Source organism: Streptosporangium lutulentum, from assembly GCF_030811455.1.
GTDB classification, from domain to species: domain Bacteria; phylum Actinomycetota; class Actinomycetes; order Streptosporangiales; family Streptosporangiaceae; genus Streptosporangium; species Streptosporangium lutulentum.
This window is the reverse complement of record NZ_JAUSQU010000001.1, coordinates 6547227-6569255: the sequence shown is the minus strand read 5'-3', so window position 1 is coordinate 6569255 and position 22029 is coordinate 6547227. Positions and strand designations below refer to the sequence as shown.

Annotated in this window: 21 protein-coding genes; 13 read left to right on the top strand and 8 right to left on the bottom strand. The window is 69.8% G+C overall.

Annotated elements, in window-relative coordinates:
* The first annotated feature begins 5 nt into the window (after nt 1-5).
* The 4 genes from J2853_RS29085 to tsaD all read left to right on the top strand — a co-directional run bounded on the left by J2853_RS29085 (nt 6) and on the right by tsaD (nt 2884).
* On the top strand, nt 6-557 hold the full coding sequence (locus tag J2853_RS29085; protein WP_307563478.1) for a class F sortase: 552 nt from the start codon (nt 6-8) through the stop codon (nt 555-557).
* Between the two features lie 170 nt (nt 558-727).
* Entirely contained in the window at nt 728-1411 is a 684-nt protein-coding gene (gene tsaB, locus J2853_RS29080; RefSeq protein ID WP_307563476.1) for a tRNA (adenosine(37)-N6)-threonylcarbamoyltransferase complex dimerization subunit type 1 TsaB, read from the top strand.
* On the top strand, nt 1408-1860 hold the full coding sequence (gene rimI, locus J2853_RS29075) for a ribosomal protein S18-alanine N-acetyltransferase (RefSeq protein ID WP_307563474.1): 453 nt from the start codon (nt 1408-1410) through the stop codon (nt 1858-1860). The genes tsaB and rimI overlap by 4 nt, the downstream gene beginning before the upstream one ends.
* Nucleotides 1853-2884, top strand: a complete 1032-nt coding sequence (gene tsaD, locus J2853_RS29070; protein WP_307563473.1) for a tRNA (adenosine(37)-N6)-threonylcarbamoyltransferase complex transferase subunit TsaD — start codon at nt 1853-1855, stop codon at nt 2882-2884. Before rimI ends, tsaD begins: the two co-directional genes overlap by 8 nt.
* Before the next feature lie 70 nt (nt 2885-2954).
* On the opposite strand, the gene J2853_RS29065 is transcribed toward tsaD, so the two are convergent.
* A complete protein-coding gene (locus tag J2853_RS29065) occupies nt 2955-4013 on the bottom strand; it encodes an alkene reductase (RefSeq protein ID WP_307563471.1) in 1059 nt (352 codons plus the stop codon).
* Nucleotides 4014-4121: 108 nt separating this feature from the next.
* Here J2853_RS29065 and J2853_RS29060 point away from each other — a divergent pair, with 108 nt between their 5' ends.
* Nucleotides 4122-4616 carry a MarR family winged helix-turn-helix transcriptional regulator gene (locus J2853_RS29060; RefSeq protein WP_307563468.1) on the top strand — a complete coding sequence of 165 codons (495 nt, stop codon included), beginning with the start codon at nt 4122-4124 and terminating at the stop codon, nt 4614-4616.
* Nucleotides 4617-4666: 50 nt separating this feature from the next.
* On the opposite strand, the gene J2853_RS29055 is transcribed toward J2853_RS29060, so the two are convergent.
* Entirely contained in the window at nt 4667-5923 is a 1257-nt protein-coding gene (locus J2853_RS29055; RefSeq protein ID WP_307563467.1) for a coiled-coil domain-containing protein, read from the bottom strand.
* A 193-nt stretch (nt 5924-6116) separates the two neighbouring features.
* Nucleotides 6117-7283: a class I SAM-dependent methyltransferase gene (locus tag J2853_RS29050; RefSeq protein WP_307563464.1), complete on the bottom strand. Its 1167-nt coding sequence runs from the start codon at nt 7281-7283 to the stop codon at nt 6117-6119.
* Nucleotides 7284-7655: 372 nt separating this feature from the next.
* Between J2853_RS29050 and groES the strand changes: the two genes are divergently transcribed.
* The 4 genes from groES to J2853_RS29030 all read left to right on the top strand — a co-directional run bounded on the left by groES (nt 7656) and on the right by J2853_RS29030 (nt 10879).
* Nucleotides 7656-7967, top strand: coding sequence for a co-chaperone GroES (gene groES, locus J2853_RS29045; protein WP_089209295.1), 312 nt, complete (start codon nt 7656-7658; stop codon nt 7965-7967).
* A gap of 90 nt (nt 7968-8057) precedes the next feature.
* Entirely contained in the window at nt 8058-9680 is a 1623-nt protein-coding gene (gene groL / locus J2853_RS29040) for a chaperonin GroEL (RefSeq protein WP_307563461.1), read from the top strand.
* Between the two features lie 274 nt (nt 9681-9954).
* Nucleotides 9955-10593 (top strand): sigma-70 family RNA polymerase sigma factor, encoded by a 639-nt coding sequence (locus J2853_RS29035; protein WP_089209297.1) that lies wholly within the window; start codon nt 9955-9957, stop codon nt 10591-10593.
* A gap of 142 nt (nt 10594-10735) precedes the next feature.
* Nucleotides 10736-10879, top strand: a complete 144-nt coding sequence (locus J2853_RS29030; protein ID WP_307563458.1) for a hypothetical protein — start codon at nt 10736-10738, stop codon at nt 10877-10879.
* Here J2853_RS29030 and J2853_RS29025 read toward each other — a convergent pair.
* On the bottom strand, nt 10840-11217 hold the full coding sequence (locus J2853_RS29025; protein ID WP_089209299.1) for a DUF5319 family protein: 378 nt from the start codon (nt 11215-11217) through the stop codon (nt 10840-10842). The genes J2853_RS29030 and J2853_RS29025 overlap by 40 nt on opposite strands.
* Nucleotides 11218-11307: 90 nt before the next feature.
* Nucleotides 11308-12318 (bottom strand): helix-turn-helix transcriptional regulator, encoded by a 1011-nt coding sequence (locus J2853_RS29020; protein ID WP_307563453.1) that lies wholly within the window; start codon nt 12316-12318, stop codon nt 11308-11310.
* Between the two features lie 395 nt (nt 12319-12713).
* Between J2853_RS29020 and guaB the strand changes: the two genes are divergently transcribed.
* The 3 genes from guaB (at nt 12714) to J2853_RS29005 (ending at nt 16540) form a co-directional block, all read left to right on the top strand.
* Nucleotides 12714-14195, top strand: a complete 1482-nt coding sequence (guaB, locus tag J2853_RS29015) for an IMP dehydrogenase (RefSeq protein ID WP_307563451.1) — start codon at nt 12714-12716, stop codon at nt 14193-14195.
* 118 nt (nt 14196-14313) lie between these two features.
* Nucleotides 14314-15432, top strand: coding sequence for a GuaB3 family IMP dehydrogenase-related protein (locus J2853_RS29010; RefSeq protein ID WP_307563449.1), 1119 nt, complete (start codon nt 14314-14316; stop codon nt 15430-15432).
* Nucleotides 15433-15607: 175 nt separating this feature from the next.
* Complete coding sequence (locus tag J2853_RS29005; protein ID WP_307563447.1) at nt 15608-16540, top strand: hypothetical protein; 933 nt, start codon at nt 15608-15610, stop codon at nt 16538-16540.
* A 231-nt stretch (nt 16541-16771) separates the two neighbouring features.
* On the opposite strand, the gene J2853_RS29000 is transcribed toward J2853_RS29005, so the two are convergent.
* The 3 genes from J2853_RS29000 to nagA all read right to left on the bottom strand — a co-directional run bounded on the left by J2853_RS29000 (nt 16772) and on the right by nagA (nt 19996).
* Nucleotides 16772-17587, bottom strand: coding sequence for a family 1 encapsulin nanocompartment shell protein (locus J2853_RS29000; RefSeq protein WP_307563445.1), 816 nt, complete (start codon nt 17585-17587; stop codon nt 16772-16774).
* The gene (locus J2853_RS28995; protein WP_307563443.1) at nt 17584-18648 is read right to left on the bottom strand and encodes a Dyp-type peroxidase; all 1065 of its coding nucleotides are present in this window, start codon (nt 18646-18648) and stop codon (nt 17584-17586) included. The genes J2853_RS29000 and J2853_RS28995 overlap by 4 nt, the downstream gene beginning before the upstream one ends.
* Before the next feature lie 211 nt (nt 18649-18859).
* A complete protein-coding gene (nagA, locus tag J2853_RS28990; RefSeq protein WP_307563441.1) occupies nt 18860-19996 on the bottom strand; it encodes an N-acetylglucosamine-6-phosphate deacetylase in 1137 nt (378 codons plus the stop codon).
* Nucleotides 19997-20221: 225 nt separating this feature from the next.
* Here nagA and glpD point away from each other — a divergent pair, with 225 nt between their 5' ends.
* Nucleotides 20222-21952, top strand: a complete 1731-nt coding sequence (glpD, locus tag J2853_RS28985; RefSeq protein WP_370879541.1) for a glycerol-3-phosphate dehydrogenase — start codon at nt 20222-20224, stop codon at nt 21950-21952.
* The last annotated feature ends 77 nt before the right edge of the window (nt 21953-22029 follow it).

Genomic DNA, 22029 nt, shown 5'->3' with positions numbered 1-22029 from the left:
CCGCGATGGCAGAACCCACTCGCTGGTCACGGATCGTCCTGGCCGGAGTCATCACCGGTGTCGTGCTGGTCGCGTTCAACAGGGGCGGCGGTGAGGAGAAACCGCCCCCTCGCGTCGCGGTCGTGCCCAGCCGCATCGACATCCCGTCCCTGGGCATCAAGGCGCCCCTGATGAAGCTGGGCGTGACGAACGGCGCGGTCGAGCTTCCGCCGTACGAGAAGCCGCAGACCGCGGGCTGGGTCAAGGACAGCGTGGTCCCCGGCGACCAGGGTCCCGCGGTGATCCTCGGGCATGTGGACACCAAGACCGCCCCGGCGGTCTTCTACAAGCTCAAGGACATGCGGGAGGGGCAGGCCATCAAGATCATGCGGAGTGACGGCAAGGTCGCCCAGTACCGGGTGGACTCCGTCGAGCGGGTGAGCAAGAACGAGTTCCCCGCCGACAAGGTCTATCTTGAGGACGGCCTCCGGCTGATCACCTGCGGGGGCGAATTCGACTGGGACAGGCACGAATACGAGGACAACCTCATCGTCTACGCCACCCTCGTCAAAACCTGAGACGGCCCGCCGCCTCGCCGCCGGGATCCGGGCCGGCGCTCCGGGATCTCCGCATCGGAGGTGAGGGGCGGTGCGGGAGTGTCCCGTGGGACGGGAAGCGGGACGGGAAGAAGGCCTGTTCGGCGTTCTCGTCGAAGAGGAGGTCGGAGAACGGACTAGGCTAACTGTTCGTGCTGGTCCTGGCTTTTGATACCGCGACCCCCGCCGTCACCGCAGCGCTGCACGACGGCGAGAGGGTTCTCGCCGAGTCGACGACGGTTGACGCACGTCGCCACGGTGAGTTGCTCGTGCCCACGATCGAGACGGTCCTGCGGGAGTCCGGAGCCTCGCTCCGCGACGTCACCGTCGTCGTCGCCGGCTCCGGGCCCGGTCCCTACACCGGCCTGAGGGTCGGTCTGATGACCGCCCAGGCCCTCGCGACGTCGCTGGGCGTCCCGGCGTACGGCGTGTGCACGCTCGACGCCATCGCCTACGGCAGCGGGCTGACCGAGCCGTTCCTGGTGGCCACCGACGCCCGGCGCAAGGAGGTGTTCTGGGGCCACTACCAGGACCTCCGGACCCGGTTGTCCGGGCCCGCGGTGGACGCGCCCCGGGAGTTGCCCGGGGAGATCCCGCTGGTCGGCGCCGGCGCACGGCTGTACGCCGAGATCGTCGGCGCCGCCCGCCTGCTGGACGCGCCGGAGTATCCCTTCGCGGGCGCGCTGGCGGCGCTGGCCGTCGAGCAGCTCGGCGAGCGGGGGGTCCGGGAGGTGGTCGAGAGCGGCACGCATCCCGTGCTGAGCCTGCCGCTTCCGATCTACCTGCGCCGCCCCGACGCCAAGGTGCCCTCGCCGCCCAAGAAGGTCTCCTCGTGACCGCTGTGCTGCGCCGGATGACCGCGGACGACCTGCCCGCGGTCATGAAGATCGAGCAGGAGACCTTTCCCGCGGACGCGTGGAGCGAGGGCATGCTCCGCGGCGAACTCAACGATCAGCCCAGGACGCGGCACTACGTGGTGGCCCTGGTGGACGACGAGATCGTCGGCTACGCCGGGCTGTTCGCGGCGGGGGACCAGGCGGACGTGCAGACCATCGCCGTCCTGTCCGGGTGGCGGCGGACCGGCATCGGCAGCGCCATGCTGACCGAGCTGCTGTCCGAGGCCGTACGGCGGGGCGCGCAGTCGATCTTCCTGGAGGTGCGCGCCGACAACCCGGGCGCGCAGGCGGTGTACAGCGGTTTCGGGTTCGAGGAGATCGGCGTGCGCCGCCGCTACTACGAGGACGGCACCGACGCGATCATGATGAAGAAGGACCTCAATGCGTGACGAACCTCTGGTCCTGGGCATCGAGACCTCCTGTGACGAGACAGGGGTGGGCATCGTCCGGGGACACACCCTGCTGGCCAACACGATCGCGTCCAGCGTCGAGCAGCACGCCCGCTTCGGCGGGGTGGTGCCCGAGGTCGCCTCCAGGGCGCACCTGGAGGCGATGACGCCGACCGTCGAGCGGGCCCTGGAGCGCGCGGGTCTGCGGTTCACCGACATCGACGCGATCGCGGTGACCGCGGGGCCCGGCCTGTCCGGCGCGCTGCTCGTCGGCGTCGCCGCGGCCAAGGCGTACTCGCTGGGCCTGGGCCTGCCGTTGTACGGCGTCAACCACCTGGCCGCCCACGTGGCCGTGGACCAGCTCGAACACGGCGCCCTGCCCAAGCCGTGCATCGCCCTGCTGGTCTCGGGAGGGCACTCGTCCCTGCTGCTGGTGCCCGACGTGGCCAAGGACGTCGTCTCGCTGGGGTCCACGGTGGACGACGCCGCGGGTGAGGCGTTCGACAAGGTGGCCCGCGTGCTCGGCCTGCCGTTCCCCGGCGGTCCCTACATCGACCGGGCGGCCAAGGAGGGGTCCGGCACGGCCGTCGCGTTCCCCCGTGGCAAGCGCGACGACGGGACGCTCGACTTCTCGTTCTCCGGCCTGAAGACCGCCGTGGCACGGTGGGTCGAGGCCAAGGAGCGGTCCGGCGAGTCGATCCACGTGCCCGACGTGGCGGCGTCGTTCCAGGAGGCGGTCGTCGACGTGCTGACCCGCAAGGCCCTGCAGGCGTGCGCGAAGTACGGCGTCCAGGACCTGCTGATCGGCGGTGGCGTGGCCGCCAACTCCCGGCTGCGGGCCCTCGCCCAGGAACGCTGCGACGCGGCCGGCGTACGGCTCCGCGTCCCCAGCCCGGGACTGTGCACCGACAACGGGGCCATGGTCGCCGCGCTGGGCTCCGACCTCGTGGCGGCCGGCGCCGCGCCGTCCCGGCTGGACATCCCGGCGGACTCCTCCCTGCCGATCACCACCGTCCACGTCTGACCGCCGTCCGTCCGCCCCCGTTCCCGAGCGGAGCGGGGGCGGGCGGACGCGTGTCCGCCGCCCACGCGCTCTAGGCGGAGTGAAGGGCGAGCGTCGGGTAGTCGGTGTAGCCGCGGTGGTCGCCGCCGAAGGCCGTGGTGAAGTCGGCCTCGTTGAGCGTCGCGCCCAGGCGCAGGCGGATCGGCAGGTCGGGGTTGGCCAGGAAGGACTTGCCCAGCGAGACCAGGTCGGCGCCGCGGTCCAGCCAGTGGGCCACGGTGGCGGCCGGATCGCCGAGTGAGGAGTCGTTGACGATGAGCGCGTTCGGCCAGAGCGCGCGGATCCGCCCGTTGAGCTCGTCCGAGGAGCTCGCCACGAGGTGCAGATAGGCCAGGTCGAGTCCGGCCAGTGCCGAGACCAGCGCCGGGTAGACCTCGTGCAGGTCGTCCTCGACCAGGTCTCCGGCGCCGTTTCCGGGGGAGATCCTGATGCCCACCCGGGACGCGCCGATCGCCTTCGCGACCGCCTGGGCGGTCTCCACGGCGAACCTGATCCTGCCGTCCACGGATCCGCCGAAGCCGTCCTCGCGCAGGTTGGCGTTCTGCGACAGGAACTGGTGGATGAGGTAGCCGTTCGCGCCGTGCAGCTCGACCCCGTCGAAGCCGGCGTCGACGGCGCGGACGGCGGCGGCGGCGAAGTCCTGAACGGTCGCCTCGACCTCGGAGGTGGACAGCTCCACGGGGACCGGAATGTCCTGCATGCCGTTCGGCGTGAACATCTGCGTCGAGGGCCGTACGGCGGACGGCCCGACCGGCATCCCGCCGGTGTTGTCGGGGTGGCCGATCCGGCCGGCGTGCATGAGCTGGGCGAAGATCCGGCCGCCCGCCGCGTGGACGGCGTCCGTGACCTCTCGCCAGCCGGCCACCTGCTCGTCGGTGTACAGGCCCGGAGTGTTCATGTAACCCTTGCCGGCCTGGCTCGGCTGGATCCCCTCGGTGATGATCAGGCCGGCGGAGGCCCGCTGGGCGTAGTAAAGAGCGGTCAGGGAGGAGGGGATTCCGTCGACGTAGGCCCGTGAACGGGTCATGGGGGCCATCACGAGACGGTTGGGGAGCTGGAGTCCGTCGAGCGTGAACGGTGAGAAAGACATGTCCCGGTTCCTTTCATGGCCGACCAACTTGGCCGACCAATGGTCAGTTCTACAACTTGGCCGACCAATATGCAAGCGGTAGGCTCGGGGCGACGGAAGGATCCTGATATGGCGGAGCCGCTGCTCGCCGAGCACGTCGATGCGGTCACGATGAGCGGGGAGTACGACAACGATCTGAGCTGCCTGATGGCCCAGACGACGCGTGGTCATCGCGTGCTGCTCGCCGCTCTTCTCGCGGAGATCGACCTCTACCCGGGTCAGGAACGCGTGGTGAACGCGCTCGCGGAGCACGGCCCGAAGTCGCAGAACGCCCTGGCGAAGATCCTCGGCATCGACGTGTCAACGATGACCAAGAGCCTGCAACGCCTCGAACGCAGTGGGTTCGTCAGCCGCAGTCCCTGCCCGACCAACCGGCGCATCAGCGTCGTGGAGATCACGCCCGCGGGAGACGCGCTACGGCCGGAGATTCGCAGGGTGATGAGGGAAGCCCACCGGCGGATGACCCAGGGGCTGGGGCCCGAGCAGATCGACGTGCTGTCGTCCCTGCTCGCGACGGTCCGGGACAACCTGTGTCCCGAGGCGGCGACGTGTCGTCCGACCTGAGGACGGAGGCGCGGCACGCCGCCCGGCGGCCGGAGGACGTGCGCCGGTGATCAGTCTTTGTCGGCGCGGGTGGGGCGCAGGAGTGCCTCGGCGAGGGCCAGCATGGTCTCCTCAAGGGCGCCGAGCCGGCGGGTGAGGTCGGTGCGGACGGGCTCCACGATCGCGCCGAGGGCCTCGGAGAGCTGGGCGCGGTCGGGCTGGGCGCGGAGCATGTCGGCCAGCGGGGCCAGGGCGGCCTCCGCGCGGGCGACGTGCTCGTCCAGGGAGTCGAAGCGTCTGCCCTGACCATCGGTCTGGATGTCGAGGAGCGCGCCGACGTTCTTGTGCACGCCGTCGATGTCGAGGGTGAAGGGAAGCCTGTCGACGCGCTCGTCCACGCACTCCAGACGCTCGGCGGTCTTCTCCGCGCGGCCGTCCAGGGCGCACAGCCGGGCGTCGATCACCTCGATCCGGCTGGTGACGCGGCCCTCGATGTCGTCGAGGCGCTCGTCGATCGTGTCGAAACGGCCCTCGACGATGATCTGGCGGCCGTCCAGCCGGGCGATGCGGCTCTCGACGCCGTCGGCCCGGTCGTCGATCCGGGGCGCGAGCAGGTCGATCCTGCCGTTCATCTCCTCGACGGCGGCGAGCAGGCGGTCGGCCGCGCCGTCGACGGCCTCCCGCACGTTCGCGGGAAGTTCGAGGATCCCGGACTCCAGACGCCCGGCGCGCTGGACGAGGTCGGCCAGCGACCGGTCCAGGCGGGTGAACCGGTGGGCCGCGACCTCCATGTGCGACTGGAGACGGCCGAAATTCTCGGTCAGCTCCTTCAGCCGGTCGTCGGCGCCCTGGGCGGCGTCCGTGATGGTCTGCAGGCGGGTGAGCGCCTCGTCCACGCTCTCGCCGACGGTGCCGATGTCGGTCCAGAGGCTCGGCAGCTCGACGAGGGGGGTGACCCGGTCGCGGACGGAGTCGACCTGCTGGCCGAGGGAGCCGACGCGCTCGCCCACGGCGTCCACGTGGTCGCGGACCGCCTCGACGTGCTGGGCCAGGCCCTCCGCCCAGGCCGGCGGGCGGACGGAGATGTCGTCGAGGCGGCCGTGGACGGACTCCAGCGTGCCGCTCAGCCCGCCGAGCTCACGCTCCCTGACCTCCCGCAGCAACCACTCCATGCCTTCGAGGCGCTGGCGGATCTCGTCCAGCACCGCGCCCTGGGTCCGCTGCTCGTAGACGTGATCCTGTGCCGCGCGGGCGAGGAGCTCGCGCATCCGGTCGGAGATAGCAGTCTGGCCGCCTGCCTGGAGCAGGGTGTGGTCGGAGTGATCCACCGAAAGCTCCTTCACTCGCCGACGGTCAGCCGCGCGGTGGGATTGGTTCATTTCGCTGTTCAACGCGGTCAAACCGCACACGAGAGAGTGAACTCTCGCCCGGCAACCTTAGCCTCTTGATCAAGGTTTAACGGGGTCGAATTTAAAAGATCGTAATTGTCAATGAATTGTCCATATTCGCCGTTTCGGCTGGTCAGCCGGGATTGCAGATGAAGGCGAACGGCCTGTCGATGATTCGGGTAAGAATGACCACCGCCGATTTATCCCCCGAAAGTCGCAGGTCTTTCCTCAATCTGTCGACATCGACCGCCGAGCCGCGCTTCTTGATCGTCACATTGCCGACCCCGCGCTCGCGGAGCGCCGCCCGCAGCCGCTTGAGCGAGAACGGCAGCGTCTCGTGGACCTCGTACCGCGACGCCCACGGGGTCCGTGCCGCGACGTCCCCGGTGATGTAGGCGATGTGCGGGTCGAGCAGGCGCCCCTCGACCGTCGCGGCGATCTCCGCGACCAGATGGGCCCGGATCGCCGCGCCGTCCGGCTCGTAGATGTAACGGCCGACGGGGCCGACCTCCGCCTGGCCCAGGTGGGGGTCGGGCGTCATCGTGTCGCCCGACGGCAGGATCGTGGCCCTGCGATCGGTCTCGCCCGCGAGGGCGCCGCACCAGATCACGGCCTCCTTGACGTCCCCCTTGTAGGAGACCCACTCGGCCTCCGCCCCGGCGGGAACGAACTCGTAGGGGATCCCGGGGGCGACCTTGAGGCAGGCCGACGTGGCCTTCGCCACCATCTCCAGCACGTCGGGCCACGGGGGCGAGTAGCCCATCGGGTCGAAGGTCCTGCCCCGGGCCGTACGGCGGGCGGGGTCGGCGAACAGGACGTCGAACGCCGCCGGGTCGAGGGAGGAGGCGTCCGCCGTGCGGACGGAGACCCGGTCGCCGAATCCCAGGGCCTCGGCGTTGGCCCGGGCGACCGCCGCGGTGAGCGGGTCGGCGTCCACGGCCTCGACGACGCATCCGGCCCTGGCCAGCGCGAGGAGGTCGCCGCCTATGCCGCAGCAGACGTCGGCGACCCTGGAGCCGGGGGCGACGCGGCGCGTCCTGTGGTCGGCGACCTCCCGGCGGGTGGCCTGTTCCAGGCCGGCCTGCGTGAAGTACATGAGATCGGCGTCGGAGCCGAACTTCTCCCTCGCCCGCCTCCTGAGCCCGGCCTGCGTGAGCGCCGCCGAGGTCAGGCCCGCGTCGTAGCTCTTCCTGAGCCGGGTCACCGCCGCCACCGGGTCGTCGCCGGCGGTCTCGGCCGCGGCCGTCAGGGCCTCCTGGCCGCGAGGCGTCAGCAGCTCCCGGAATGCGTCAAGGTCCACGTCGTCCGACGTTACCGCCTGGCCGGGCCGTGGCCTTCGCCCCGGTTCGGCTGCCAGGCCGGACCGGCGCCCGCTTTTCCGCCGTGCTTCCCCGCGCCCGTCGGGTATTCCTCGACGTCTCATCACCTTCCCGGGCGGATGCGGCCCGGCCGGAACGGTAGCTTGAGGTGGGGGCAGGTAGAGCTTGACGTTCGCGTGAAGCGCAGAAGGGCCATCCCGTGTTGACTGTCAAGCCCTCCTTGCATACTGTTCCGTATTGGCACTCTCCCGGTGAGAGTGCCAGATACATGCGACGAGGCAGGTCTGACACCCGCGACGGCAGACCGCTGGTCGCCTCTTCTAGATCATTCAAATCTGAAGGGGAGGTCCGACGTGACGACCGCCACCAAGGTTCCCGTTAAGCCGCTCGGCGACCGCATTGTGGTCCAGCCGCTTGAGGCAGAGCAGACCACCGCTTCCGGTCTGGTTATCCCAGACACCGCCAAGGAGAAGCCGCAAGAGGGCAAAGTCCTCGCGGCGGGCCCCGGCAACTGGGACGACAAGGGCGAGAAGCGGATTCCGCTCGATGTCGAAGTGGGTGACGTGGTCCTCTACAGCAAGTACGGCGGCACCGAGGTGAAGTACAGCGGCGAGGAGTACCTGGTGCTCTCCGCCCGCGACGTGCTCGCCGTCATCGAGAAGTAGTTCCAGCTTCATAAAGGTGACGTATCGAGCCCCGGGTCGCGTGAGCGCCCGGGGCTTTGATGCGCCGACGTACTTATAGAGGGGAATGTTATGCCGAAGACCCTGTCGTTCGAGGAGGACGCACGCCGCGCTCTTGAGCGTGGTGTGAACGCCCTTGCGGACGCCGTGAAGGTGACCCTCGGCCCGCGTGGCCGTAACGTCGTCATCGACAAGAAGTTCGGTGCGCCGACCATCACCAACGACGGTGTCACCATCGCTCGCGAGGTCGAGCTGGAGACGCCGTACGAGAACCTCGGCGCCCAGCTCGCCAAGGAAGTCGCCACCAAGACCAACGACGTCGCGGGTGACGGCACCACCACCGCGACCGTTCTGGCCCAGGCGATGGTCCGCGAGGGTCTGCGCAACGTCGCGGCCGGCGCCCAGCCGCTCTCGCTCAAGCGCGGCATCGACCTCGCGGCCAAGGCCGTCAGCGACAAGCTGATCGAGTCCGCCCGCCCGGTCGAGGACAAGAAGGAGATCGCGCACGTCGCGACGATCTCCGCGCAGGACGTCAAGATCGGCGAGCTGATCGCCGAGGCGTTCGACAAGGTGGGCAAGGACGGTGTCATCACCGTCGAAGAGTCCAACAGCATGGGCCTGGAGCTGGAGTTCACCGAGGGTCTCCAGTTCGACAAGGGCTACCTGTCGCCTTACATGGTGACCGACCAGGAGCGCATGGAAGCGGTCCTGGAGGACCCCTACATCCTGATCACCCAGGGCAAGATCTCCTCCGTCTCGGAGTTCCTGCCGCTGCTGGAGAAGATCGCCCAGTCCAAGAAGGCGCTGCTCGTCATCGCCGAGGACGTCGAGGGCGAGGCTCTCGCGGTCCTGGTCACGAACAAGATCCGTGGCACCTTCACCTCCGTCGCCGTCAAGGCTCCGGGCTTCGGTGACCGCCGCAAGGCCATGCTGCAGGACATCGCCATCCTCACCGGTGGCCAGGTCGTCAGCGAGGAGATCGGCCTGAAGCTGGAGCACGTCGGCATCGAGGTGCTCGGCACCGCCCGCCGCATCGTGATCACCAAGGACTCCACCACCATCGTGGACGGCGTCGGTGACGCGCAGGCGATCGCCGACCGCGTCAAGGAGATCAAGCTCGCCATCGAGCAGTCCGACTCCGACTGGGACCGCGAGAAGCTCCAGGAGCGCCTCGCCAAGCTCTCCGGCGGCGTCTGCGTGCTCAAGGTCGGCGCGGCCACCGAGGTGGAGCTCAAGGAGAAGAAGCACCGTCTCGAGGACGCCATCTCCGCGACCCGCGCGGCGATCGAGGAGGGCATCGTCTCCGGCGGCGGTTCCGCGCTCATCCACGTCTCCAAGATCCTGGACGACCTGGGCCTGAGCGGCGACGAGGCGACCGGTGTCTCCATCGTCCGCAAGGCGCTCATCGAGCCGGCCCGCTGGATCGCCGAGAACGCCGGTCTCGAGGGTTACGTCGTGACGACCAAGGTGGCCGAACTGACCGCCGGTCAGGGCTTCAACGCCGCGACCGGTGAGTACGGCGACCTGATCGCGCAGGGTGTCATCGACCCGGTCAAGGTCACCCGCTCGGCCGTCCAGAACGCCGCCTCCATCGCCGGCATGCTGCTGACGACCGAGGTGCTCGTGGTGGACAAGCCCGAGGAGGAGGCTCCGGCCGCCGCCGCGGGCGGCCACGGTCACGGCCACGGTCACTGATCTTCATCGATCCGCACGGCTCGCGTCCCCCCGAGGGGTGCGAGCCGTTCGCGTTTTGCGGTAAACCGAAAGGCCCTGCGGAGCGTCATCGCGTGATGTGCGGAAGGCCAAACACCGTTCTAACAAATAGTCGACTTATTCGGTAATCCAATGAAATATTGTTATAAATTCAAGCCGTTGTTGTGATCGATTGATTACTACCGGTTATCGCCGCTTCAATGTGACCAATCCGTAGCCGTTTGCGATGACGACAGGTCATACCAGGGCGGGCATCATGCCTAACGTGACCGAGGGATGCGTCGCCGACGCCAAAAATGGGGTAAGGCTTGCGACGAGATCTGAAGGGACCGCCCACAGGGATGATCTCAAAGATCTGACGAGGCTCGCCGTTCAGGGAGATCGCACAGCGATCGAATCTCTGATCGCGCAGCTGAGGCCAATGGTTGTCCGTTATTGCCGTGGTCGTCTCGGCCGGGTCTCCGGTCAGTATCACATCGCGGACGACGTGGCCCAGGAAGTATGTATCGCGGTGCTGTCCGCACTGCCTCGCTACCGGGACATGGGACGCCCCTTCGCGTCCTTCGTCTTCGGCATCGCGTCCCACAAGGTGGCCGACGCGTTGCGTAGTTCCGTACGCTCCGCCGTACCCACGCAGGACCTTCCTGACGGGCCCGACGAGGGTCCGGGGCCGGAGGAGACCGTGGTGCGCTACATCGAGGCCGAGCACGCGCGCCGGCTGCTCTCCAGGCTCCCCGACAATCAACGCGAGCTGCTCATGCTCCGGGTGGTGTCGGGTCTTTCCGCCGAGGAGACCGGTAATGTACTGGGTATGTCACCAGGTGCGGTTCGCGTTGCCCAGCACCGGGCGCTGGCCCGGCTGCGAGCGATGGCGGAGCTGGAGTCGATAGCTTGACCGTGGAGCAGTCGAGTGGTGGTCGGGGGCGAGGACCCGGAGCGCGGAGCAGGCCCGCCGAGGACCCGGAGCGAGCGCGATCATGACAACGGTTCACCCGCGACGTCCGGTTCGGAAATACGGGCCGGACGAGGACCCGGCCGTGGCCGAGGCCGACGCCGTCCTGGAGGCGCTCTCCGCCAGGAGGCCCGTCCCCACCTCGGATGCCGTGATCGGCCTGCTGTCGGCGCTGGTCGACGACGTCGATCAGCGGCGTTCTTCGGTGTCGATCACACCGTCGACGTAGCCACGGGCGTATTCCCAGCTCACGTAGTCGGTGGGGTTGGGCTGGTAGGCGGGTTCGTGCACCTGCGGCTGGCCGTTCTCGATCATCTGGCGCAGATTGCCGCGCAGCAGCTCCCAGTTGAAGTAGTGCTGCTCGCCGCACTCGGGACAGTCGAGGACCAGGCCGAGCACACCCTGGGGCTCCAGTAGGGATCGGAAGACCTCCACGTCGGCGAGGTCGGTCATGGCCTCGTCACGCTCGTCCGAGGTCAGCGGCTCCGGATCGTCAGGCTCACCCAGCGCCGCCGCCGGGTCGTCGGGGTCATCCGCGAACGGGTCGCGAGGGACATCGTCGAGCACGATCCCACCTTATGGCCTGGATGTGACAGACAGGCCCGGAACTCATACGAACCGGATGCCCGCGAGCGGGTCCCGGCTCGTCCGGGCGGACTAGGCGAGCCAGCCGCGGCGCGAGGCCTCCACCCCGGCCTGGAAACGCGACTGCACGCCGAGCTCGGCCATGGCGTCGGCGAACCGGGAGCGCACCGTCCTGACCGAGACCCCGAGCTGCCGGGCGATCATCTCGTCGGAGACCCCCTGGCCGGCCAGCCGCAGCACCCGGATCACGCCGTCGCCGCGGCGCGTCCACGGCAGCGGCGCCGCGCGGGCCCACAGCTCCTCGAAGAACGAGCGCAGCGCGGCCACCACGACGGCCGCTCTGACCAGGTGGAAGTTGTAGGCGTTCTCCGCGAGCGTGCCGCCCCACTGGGCGGGCATGCCCGCGGCGTCGGCTCCCGCGACGAGGAACCAGCTCGGCACCACGTCGAGGGTGCGGACCTGGGCCCCCGCCCGCTCGAACTGGTCCAGCTTGTCGCGCAGGCCCGGTATCTCCAGCGTGTGGACCGGGATGATGAACCGGGAGGAGAGCAGGTCGGTGCGCTGGGCCGCGATCCACTGGTCGGCGTAGCGGTGCGCGAAGTCGTTCACCGTCCGCTGGTCGGGGATCGCCGACAGCAGCTCCAGCGGCGGTGCCTGGACCGCCATGCCGATCACGCTCTCGTAGAGCTCGTCGGCCCCGCCGACCAGGGTCACGGGGAACTGGCCCGCCTGATAGTCGCGCCCGGCGTCGTACTGGTGGATGAACCCGCGGATCGACCCGAGCACGGTGTCGATCCTGCGGCTCTCCGCGGCCAGCCGGTCCAGTCGCTCGGCCACCAGGTGGCCGAGGGCCGTGGCGGGGTGCCGGGCGAGATACTCCCCGCCCTGCTCGTCGACCACGCCGAGCCTCACGAGGATGGCCAGCTCGCGGCCGAGCGGCTCCGGGGAGTCGTTGGTGGCCTCCGCGAGCTCGGCGCAGGTGGCGCGATGCAGGCGCAGCACCGCGTTGTAGAGCGTCGTCTGGGCAGGGGTGAGACCCAGGGTCTCCAGCGGGTCTGGTGGTGCAGATGTGTCAGTACGCATCGGCGAGGGGCTCCTGAAATGACACGGGGTCTGGCGAGGATAACCCGACGAATCGTCCTTGTCCGGGCGTTGCCCCTACCTGGTGCGTCGGGGTGTGCAACTTTGTGCAATTGCACGGATGTACGTTGCGGGGGGAACCGATCGTGACGCAGGCTTGACGCAGCGTCGGCACCGGATGCGGGTGCGCCGCCATCCGGACGCGGAGGGGGGTCCGGTGGCATGCCAGGCGTTCTCGTGCCGGTGCCGGTGATGCGGGGGGCCGAGCGGGTCACCGACCGCTCGGTCTCCCGTCTTTCCCCGGGGGTGTCCCGCAGGTTTGGCCGCAGACTCTAAACTGTGACCCGGGGGCCGGCGCCTTTCCCCATCATGAGAGCGCCGTGGCAGGAGGTTTGCAGATGGCCAAGTTCACCGAGCCGGGGCTCACGTTCGACGATGTGCTCCTGGTGCCCGCCTACTCGGATCTGCAGCCGGGTGAGGCCGACACCACCACTCGGCTGTCGCGCGGGATCACTCTTCGGATTCCGCTGGTCTCCGCCGCGATGGACACCGTGACCGAGGCCCGGATGGCGGTGGCGATGGCCCGTCAGGGCGGCATCGGCATCCTGCACCGGAACCTCTCCATCGAGGACCAGGCCCAGCAGGCCGACCTCGTCAAGCGCTCCGAGGCCGGGATGGTCACCAACCCGGTCACCTGCTCGCCGGACGACACCCTCGCCGACGTCGAGCGGCTCTGCGCGACCTACCGGATCTCCGGTGTCCCGGTGACCGACGCGACCGGCGTGCTCGTCGGCATCGTCACCAACCGCGACATGCGCTTCGAGACCGACCACGGTCGTTCCGTGCGCGAGGTCATGACCCAGATGCCGCTGGTCACCGCGCCGGTCGGCGTCTCCAGGGACGGCGCGTACGAGCTGCTCAGGCAGAACAAGATCGAGAAGCTCCCGTTGATCGACGCCGACGGGCGGCTCCGCGGGCTCATCACCGTCAAGGACTTCACCAAGAGCGAGCAGTATCCGCTCGCCACCAAGGACGCCGATGGCCGGCTCGTCGTGGGGGCGGCCATCGGCATCGGGGATGACGCGGAGAAGCGGGCGATGGCCCTGGTCGAGGCCGGCGTCGACGCGATCATCGTGGACGTCGCACACGGTCACTCCAAGGGCCTCGCCGACATGATCGCCAAGATCAAGGCCAACAGCCGGGTCGAGGTGATCGGCGGCAACATCGCCACCCGCGCCGGCGCCCAGATGCTGGTCGACGCCGGGGTCGACGCGGTCAAGGTCGGGGTCGGGCCGGGCTCCATCTGCACCACCCGCGTGGTCGCCGGCGTCGGCGCCCCGCAGGTGACGGCGATCCACGAGGCCTCCCTGGCCGCCGGTCCCGCCGGGGTGCCGGTGATCGGCGACGGCGGCCTCCAATACTCGGGCGACATCGTCAAGGCCATCGCGGCCGGGGCCGACACGGTCATGCTGGGGTCGCTCCTCGCGGGCTGCGAGGAGTCGCCGGGTGAGCTGATCTTCATCAACGGCAAGCAGTTCAAGTCCTACCGGGGGATGGGCTCGCTCGGCGCGGTCCGCAACCGCGAGCGCGGCGGCACCTCCTTCAGCAAGGACCGCTACGCCCAGGCCGACGTCGGCGGCGAGGACAAGTTCATCCCCGAGGGCATCGAGGGCCAGGTTCCCTACCGCGGCCCGATCGCCGCGGTGGCCCACCAGCTCATCGGCGGCCTGCGCCAGGGCATGTGGTACTCCGGATGCCGCACGGTCTCGGAGATGCACAGTAAATGCGAGCTCATGCCGATCACTTCGGCGGGTCTCAAGGAGAGCCACCCGCACGACATCCAGATGACGGTCGAGGCTCCGAACTACCACGGTCGCTAAAGTTCCCAAGAACGGGGATCCGCGCCGGGCTCGGCGAGCAGGCGAGCCACAGCTGCACTGTACGGCCCGCGCCCATCTGGCGTGAGCACCCGTACACGCATGAAGGAAAGACAGACATATGACTCAGGTGGAGATCGGGCGCGGCAAGAACGGCCGTCGTGCCTACGCGCTCGACGAGATCGGCATCGTCCCGTCCCGTCGTACCCGTGATCCGGAGGAGGTCTCGATCTCCTGGCAGATCGACGCCTACCGGTTCGAACTGCCCGTGGTGGTGAGCCCCATGGACAGCGTGGTCTCGCCGAAGACCGCGATCGAGGTCGGGCGGCTCGGCGGTCTCGCCGTGCTGGACCTCGAAGGTCTGTGGACCCGCTACGAGGACCCGACGCCGCTGCTGGCGGAGGTGTCGGAGCTCGACGGCGAGGCCGCCACGAAGCGGCTGCAGGAGATCTACAACGCGCCGATCAAGGAAGAGCTGATCGGCCGGCGCATCGAGGAGATCCGCGCCGCCGGGGTGGCCACGGCCGTCCGGCTGTCCCCGCAGCGCACGGTCCAGTACCACAAGGCCGTCATCGACGCGGGCGTGGACATCTTCGTGATCCGCGGCACCACGGTCTCCGCCGAGCACGTCTCCGGCAGGGCCGAGCCGCTGAACCTCAAGCAGTTCATCTACGAACTCGACGTTCCGGTGATCGTCGGAGGCTGCGCCACCTACACCGCGGCGCTGCACCTGATGCGGACCGGCGCGGCGGGCGTGCTCGTCGGCTTCGGCGGCGGGGCCTCGCACACCACCCGCACGGTGCTGGGCGTGGTGGTGCCGATGGCCACCGCGATCTCCGACGTGGCCGCGGCCCGCCGCGACTACATGGACGAGTCCGGTGGCCGGTACGTCCACGTCATCGCCGACGGCGGCATGGGCACCTCCGGTGACATCGCCAAGGCGATCGCCGTGGGCGCGGACGCGGTCATGGTCGGCTCGCCGCTGGCGAGGGCCACCGAGGCCCCCGGTCACGGCTTCCACTGGGGGTCCGAGGCCCAGCATCCCGAACTGCCCCGGGGCAAGCGGGTCAGGTTCGGCACGGTCGGCACTCTGGAGCAGATCCTGCACGGGCCCTCCTCCGTGGCCGACGGCTCGATGAACCTGATGGGCGCGCTCAAGCGCACGATGGCCACCGCCGGATACTCCGACCTCAAGGAGTTCCAGCGGGTCGAGGTCGTCGTGGCCCCGCAGGTCGGCTGACGTCCCCTTCGAACGCCCGGTCCCTTCCGTGGGGCCGGGCGTTCGGTGTTCTCCGAGCCGGAGACGAGCCGGAGACGAGCCGGAGACGGGCCGGAGACGGGCCCGCGCCGCGGTCAGGGGCGCTGCGAGCGGGGGCAGAAGTGACGTTTAGGGGAAAATCTGTGAACATTCACATGTGTCGGATGATCAAGAACTCCAGATCGCCCTTGGCGAGGGCCCTTTTCACGCCGCGCTCCGCGTCGCGGTGGAGGCGCGTGGCCTGACCCTGAGCAGGCTCCGCCAGCGTTTGGAGGAACGCGGCCTGCGGGTCGGGATGACGAGCCTGAGCTACTGGCAGCAGGGACTGCGCCGTCCTGAGCGGCCCGAGTCGCTGCGTGCCGTACGCGCGCTGGAGGAGATACTCGCCCTGCCGCCCCGCTCGCTCATGGCGCTCCTCGGCCCGCCCCGCCCCCGGGGCCGGGGTGTCGGGGAACCGCCGCAGAGCGCCCCGCCGCACCCCGCGATCATGGAGTCCTCCCAGACCCTGTCGGCGCTGCTGAGGGACCTGGACGGGGTGGCCGACGACCGGCGCCTGCACATCGCCGGGATGTACGAGACGGTGCAGACCGGACAGGACCGCAGCATCGTCCGGCGCGAGACGCTCCAGGTGGTGCGGGCGCACGAGGACGCCGTCGACCGCTACATCATGATCTACTGGGGTGACCTGGGATGTGACGTGGAGCGCGTGCGGATCCGCGCGCTTGAGGACTGCAGGGTCGGCCGGGTCCGCCGCGACGGGCCGACCGCCCTGGTGGTGGCCGAGTTGCTGTTCGATCGGGAGCTCAAGACGGGGGACACCCAGGTGATCCGCTACGAGCTGGCCGACCCGAGCGGCGTGGAGACCGTCAAGTACGAACGGATCTTCCGCTTCCCCGCCGGCCAGTACGTGCTCCGGGTGAGCTTCGCCCCCACCGCGCTTCCGGCCCGCGTCCACCGCTTCGCCCGCCACGATCCCGGTGCCCCCGAGCGCGACCGGGACGAGCTCGCGCTCAACGCCCACCACGCCGTCCACATGGTGGCCGACACGCTCGAACCCGGCGTGGTCGGCGTCCACTGGAACTGGTCGTGATCGGCCCGCGGGGCCGTCGAGGGCGGCGCCGCCGGGGGTGATCGGCCCGCCCCTGCCGGGCTCCGCCCGTCCCAACCGGCGGGCCGGGCGGAGCGGCGGGCTTCAGCGAGGCCCAACCGGCGGGCCGGGCCTCGGTACGGCCTCGGCGCGGCCAGGCCGGGGGCCGGGACGGTGCGGCGACCCCCGGTACGGCCTCGGCGCGACCTCGATACGGAGCCCTGGCCCGGGGGTTCAGCCGGTGGGCTGAGACGGCGCCGTGAGCGTCACCACGGCCTCGCCGGTGTACACGAGGAAGGTCAGCGTTTCCTGGAAGTACAGCTGGATGCTGGTCGCGTCGTGGGACAGGTAGCCGATCGACACATCCTGGCCGAGACGCAGTTCGAAGTCGCCGCCGCGGGTGGACAGCAGGAAGGCCCCGTCGATGGCGGGCGCCCAGATGATCTCACCGTCCAGCAGCCGGGCGATGTGCTCGTGGATCGGGTAGCCGTGATCGGAGGTCTCGCTCACGGCGGTGTAGGCGTCGGCGCTGAGAGCCAGGGTGTACGGCCCGCCGACGCCCGCCAGCCGGAGCGCGGACACGGCACGGCTGACGGCGTCGGGGTAGTCGCGTACCTCGGCCGGCAGCGCGATCGCCGGGTTGGAGGAGCTCTCACGGATGCCGGCGATGCCGGCCGCGGCGTACCCCTCGAAGATCGCGCGGTCTTCGGCGAAGGCGATCTGGCGGGCGGCGTCCTTGACCGGCTGCCAGTCCGCGTCCTTGGCCCCGCGCTCGACGTCGTCCACCTGCTGCCGGTCGACGGTGAACGGCACGCGCAACTCGACGATGGGCTGGGAGCGGCGCGTGTGGGCGACGACGCCCTCGGCGGGGAGGTCGATGGCGTCCAGGTGCCCGGTGCTGACCGCGGACAGCTGGACGCCTCCCGGCGTGGGGACGTCGACGATGCGGCGGCCGGCCACGTGGCGCTCGAAGGTGCGACGGGCCTCGTTCTCCAGATCGGCCCACGCGGCCGCGGAGATCGGTGCCAGTTCGCGATGCAGGTTGTTCATCGGGCGGTGCTCCCTTTCAGGTCGCCGATGCCCAGGGAACCCTCGGACAGCTCCCGGACCTCGGATGTCGTGCCTGCCTCGTCCTCGGCGTGGACCCCGGTCTCAGCGGTGATGCCGGGCGGATCGGGCAGGTCGTCGAGGAAGTCGACACTCGGGACGAAGAACAGGGTGCCGGTCACGGGGGTGGAGAAGTCCAGGATCCGATCATGGCTCGCCGAGGGATCGCCGAGGAACATCCGCTCCAGCATCCTCTCGGTGACCGACGGGGTACGGGCGTAGCCGATGAAGTACGTGCCGAACTCACCGCTGCCGACGGTGCCGAAGGGCATGTTGTCCCGCAGGATCTGCCGCTCGGTGCCGTCGGGGTCGACGATCGTGGTCAGCGCGACATGGGAGTCGGCCGGTTTGGCGGCGTCGTCCAGCTCGATGTCGTCCAGCTTCGTACGGCCGATCACCCTTTCCTGGGCCTCGACCGGCAGGGCGTTCCACGTCTGCAGATCGTGCAGGTACTTCTGAACGATCACGTAGCTCCCGCCGGAGAACTCCGGGTCCTCGGCGCCGACCAGGACCGCCGCGCCGGCCGCCGGGCCGATCGGATTCTCGGTCCCGTCGACGAAGCCCAGCAGGTCGCGCACGTCGAAGTACTTGAATCCGTGCACCTCGTCGCGGACCGTCACCGCGCCGCGCAGGCGCTCCATGATCTGCGACGCGAGCGCGAAGCACAGGTCCAGTCGCTGGGCCCGGATGTGGAACAGCAGGTCACCGGGGGTGGACACCGCGCGGTGGACGGCCCCGGTCAGCTCGGGGAAAGGATGCAGTTCGGCCGGGCGTGGCCCGCCGAACAGCCGGTCCCACGCCTGCGACCCGATTCCGGCGACACAGCTCAGGTCGCCGTTCGGCGCCCGGAAACCGATGGCGCGCTGCAACGCCGACAACTCGGACAGCAGATCCCTCGCGACGGGCTCACCACCTGGGTCGACCGTCACCACCAGGAAGATCGCCGTTCTCGTCAGCGGGCTCAGCACCGCCTGCGGGACCACTCCCGGGTCAGGCTCCGCCATCGCCGTCCCTTCCTCACGCGTCGTGTTCGAGCCTCATGTGCCGTATCCAGGGCCGATCACGCGTCGAGGTCGTCTTCGGCGCGGTCTCGAAGTGCCCCGAACCCGGTGGATACGTACGTCCACCGATGGACAAGGAAAGACTACTTTGGCCGGTGATGGCCAGACGTCACCGGCCTTGCCCTCCTGACGGCCGGAGTCTCGCCCGTACGGTCTACCGGGGCTCGGTGATCCAGGCCCCCTGCCGCATGACCCCGGCGACCCGCAGCTCCTCGGTGAGCACCACGAGGTCGGCCTGCTTGCCGACCGAGACCGAGCCCAGGCGGTCGGCGAGGCCGAGCACCCGCGCGGGGGTGAGCGAGGCGATCTCGGCCGCCTCGCTCAGGGACAGGCCGACCTCCTGGACGGCGCGCCGGAACGCGACGTCCATGGTCAGGGTGCTGCCCGCGATGGAGCCGCCCTCGGCCAGCCGTGCCACGCCGCCGACGACGTTGACCTTCATCGTGCCGAGCCCGTAGACGCCGTCACCCGCCCCCGCGGCCGCCATCGCGTCGGTGATCAGCGCGGTGCGGCCGGGGCCCGCGACGTCGTAGGCCAGGCGCACCATCGCCGGGTGCGCGTGCACGCCGTCGTTGATCAGTTCGACCGTGACGCGCTCGTCCTCCAGCAGCGCGGCGATCGGTCCCGGGTCGCGATGGTGCAGCGGCGGCATCGCGTTGTAGAGGTGGGTCGCGACGCTGCCGCCCGCGTCGATGCCCGTGAGGGTCTGCTCGTAGGTGGCGTCGCTGTGCCCGAGCGCGGCGATCACGTTGTTCGCGACCGCCTCCCGGATGGTGTCCAGCGCGCCGGGCAGCTCGGGGGCGACGGTGAGCATCCGCACGTGGCCGCGCCCGGCCTTGAGCAGCCCGCCGAGCTCCCGTGCCGACGGCTCCCGCAGCAGTGCCGGGTTGTGCGCGCCGCAGCGGGCACCGGAGATGTAGGGGCCCTCGAAGTGGATCCCGGCCAGCAGGCCGTCCTCGCACAGGTCGGCCAGGGCGGCGGTGGCCCTGGCCAGGTCGTCCAGGGTCGCGGTGACCAGGCTGGCCATGAGCGTGGTGGTGCCGTGCAGGGTGTGCAGGGCGGCGACGGCGCTCGCCTGGTCCGGATCGCCCGAGGGGAAGGAACCGCCGGCTCCGCCGTGGCTGTGGATGTCGACGAAGCCAGGCACGACGTACCGGCCGCCGAGGCTGTGGCCCGGTCCCGGGGCGGCGCCCTGGCCGATGTGGGTGATGCGGCCGTCTTCGATGGTGAGCCAGCCTCCGTGGACACCCTGGGGGGTCACGACGCGGGCGTCGGTGAGTGTGATGCTCATGGGACCATCCTCCACCGGTTCCGCCGGGACGGTGGTCGTCGAATTCCCCAGGCCGGGCTCCTTCTTCGCGAGGCCCGCGGGAGGTCTCCCGCCGTTCACCGGGATGTGACCCGTATCCCTGCCCGGGGTTCACTACCGGTCGGTAGTGATGCCTATGGTTGAGGGGTAGATACACGACGCAAGATGACAAGCCGTACTCCAGGGGGATGCAGCATGACGGCGCGAATGGGCACCGCACAGCTCGGTCCTGCCGAACGGACCGCCGCACTGAATCAGATGGCAGCTCAGGAACTGGACGTCGTGGTGATCGGCGGTGGGGTCGTCGGGGCGGGGGTCGCGCTGGACGCGGCGACCCGCGGGTTAACCGTCGGGCTGCTGGAGGCGCGCGACTTCGCCTCCGGCACCTCGTCCAGGTCGTCCAAACTCATCCACGGCGGTCTGCGCTACCTGGAGCAGCTCAACTTCGACCTGGTCAGGGAGGCGCTCCAGGAGCGGTCCCTGCTGCTCCAGCGCATCGCCCCCCACCTGGTCCGGCCGGTGCCGTTCCTGATGCCGCTCACGCACGTCGGCTGGGAGCGGCCGTACATCGGGGCCGGCCTGGTGATGTACGACACGCTGGGCTTCTCCTTCGGGTTCACCCGGGGCGTCCCCGGACACCGGCACCTGTCACGCAAGAGGGCGCTGCGAATCGCGCCCTCGCTGCGGAGGACGGCGTTCTCCGGCGCGGTGCAGTACTGGGACGCCCAGGTCGACGACGCCCGTTACGTGGTGACCATGCTGCGGACCGCCTCGACCTACGGGGCCAACATCGCCTCGCGGGCGCAGGTGGTGGGGTTCCTGCGCGAGGGGGAACGGGTCACCGGCGTCCGGGTACGGGATCTTGAGGCCGGGCGCGAGCTGGACGTACGGGCCCGTCAGGTGGTCAACGCCACCGGGGTGTGGACCGACGACATCCAGGCGATGGTCGGCGGGCGGGGGCAGATCCACGTCCGCGCCTCCAAGGGCGTCCACCTGGTGGTGCCGCGCGACCGCATCCACTCGATGACCGGGATCATCCTGCGCACCGAGAAGTCGGTGCTGTTCGTGATCCCGTGGGGCCGTCACTGGATCATCGGGACCACCGACACCGAGTGGGAGCTGGACCGGGCGCACCCGGCGGCGTCCCGGTCGGACATCGACTACGTGCTCGACCACGTGAACGCCGTGCTCTCGGTGCCGCTGACCCGCGAGGACGTCGAGGGCGTCTACGCCGGGCTGCGCCCGCTGCTGTCCGGGGAGTCGGAGGAGACGTCCAAGCTCTCCCGCGAGCATGTGGTGGCCCATCCGGTGCCGGGGCTGGTCATGGTGGCGGGCGGGAAGTACACGACGTATCGGGTCATGGCGAAGGACGCGGTGGACGCCGTGGCGCACGGCCTGGACCAGAGGGTCCCGCCGTCGTGCACGGACCAGGTCCCGCTGGCCGGGGCGGAGGGGTATCAGGCCCTGTGGAACTCCCGGCACAGGCTGGCCCAGTCGTCCGGGCTGCACGTGGCCAGGATCGAGCACCTGCTCCAGCGCTACGGGTCGATGATCGACGAGATCCTGGCGTTGATCGAGCGGGATCCGTCGCTCGGCAAGCCGCTGACCGGGGCGGACGACTACCTCAGGGCGGAGGTCGTCTACGCGGCCAGCCACGAGGGCGCCCGGCACGTGAACGACGTCCTGACCCGGCGCACACGCATCTCGATCGAGACCTTCCACCGGGGGCTGGACGTGGTCGAGGAGACCGCCGAGTTGCTCGCCGGGCCGCTGGGATGGGACGCCGAGCAGATCAAGAGCGAGGTGAAGTACTACACGAAGCGCGTCGAGGCCGAGCGGCTCTCCCAGGAGCAGGACACCGACCAGGAGGCCGACGCGATCCGCCTCGGAGCCCCCGAGATCGTGCCGGTGGCGGGCCCCGATTCGACCCCCGTGTAGTCCGGGACCTTGATCGGACCTCCGGGGTGGCTCGGGGGCTCGATCAGGCCTGACGCGGGGCCCGATCAGAACCCGAT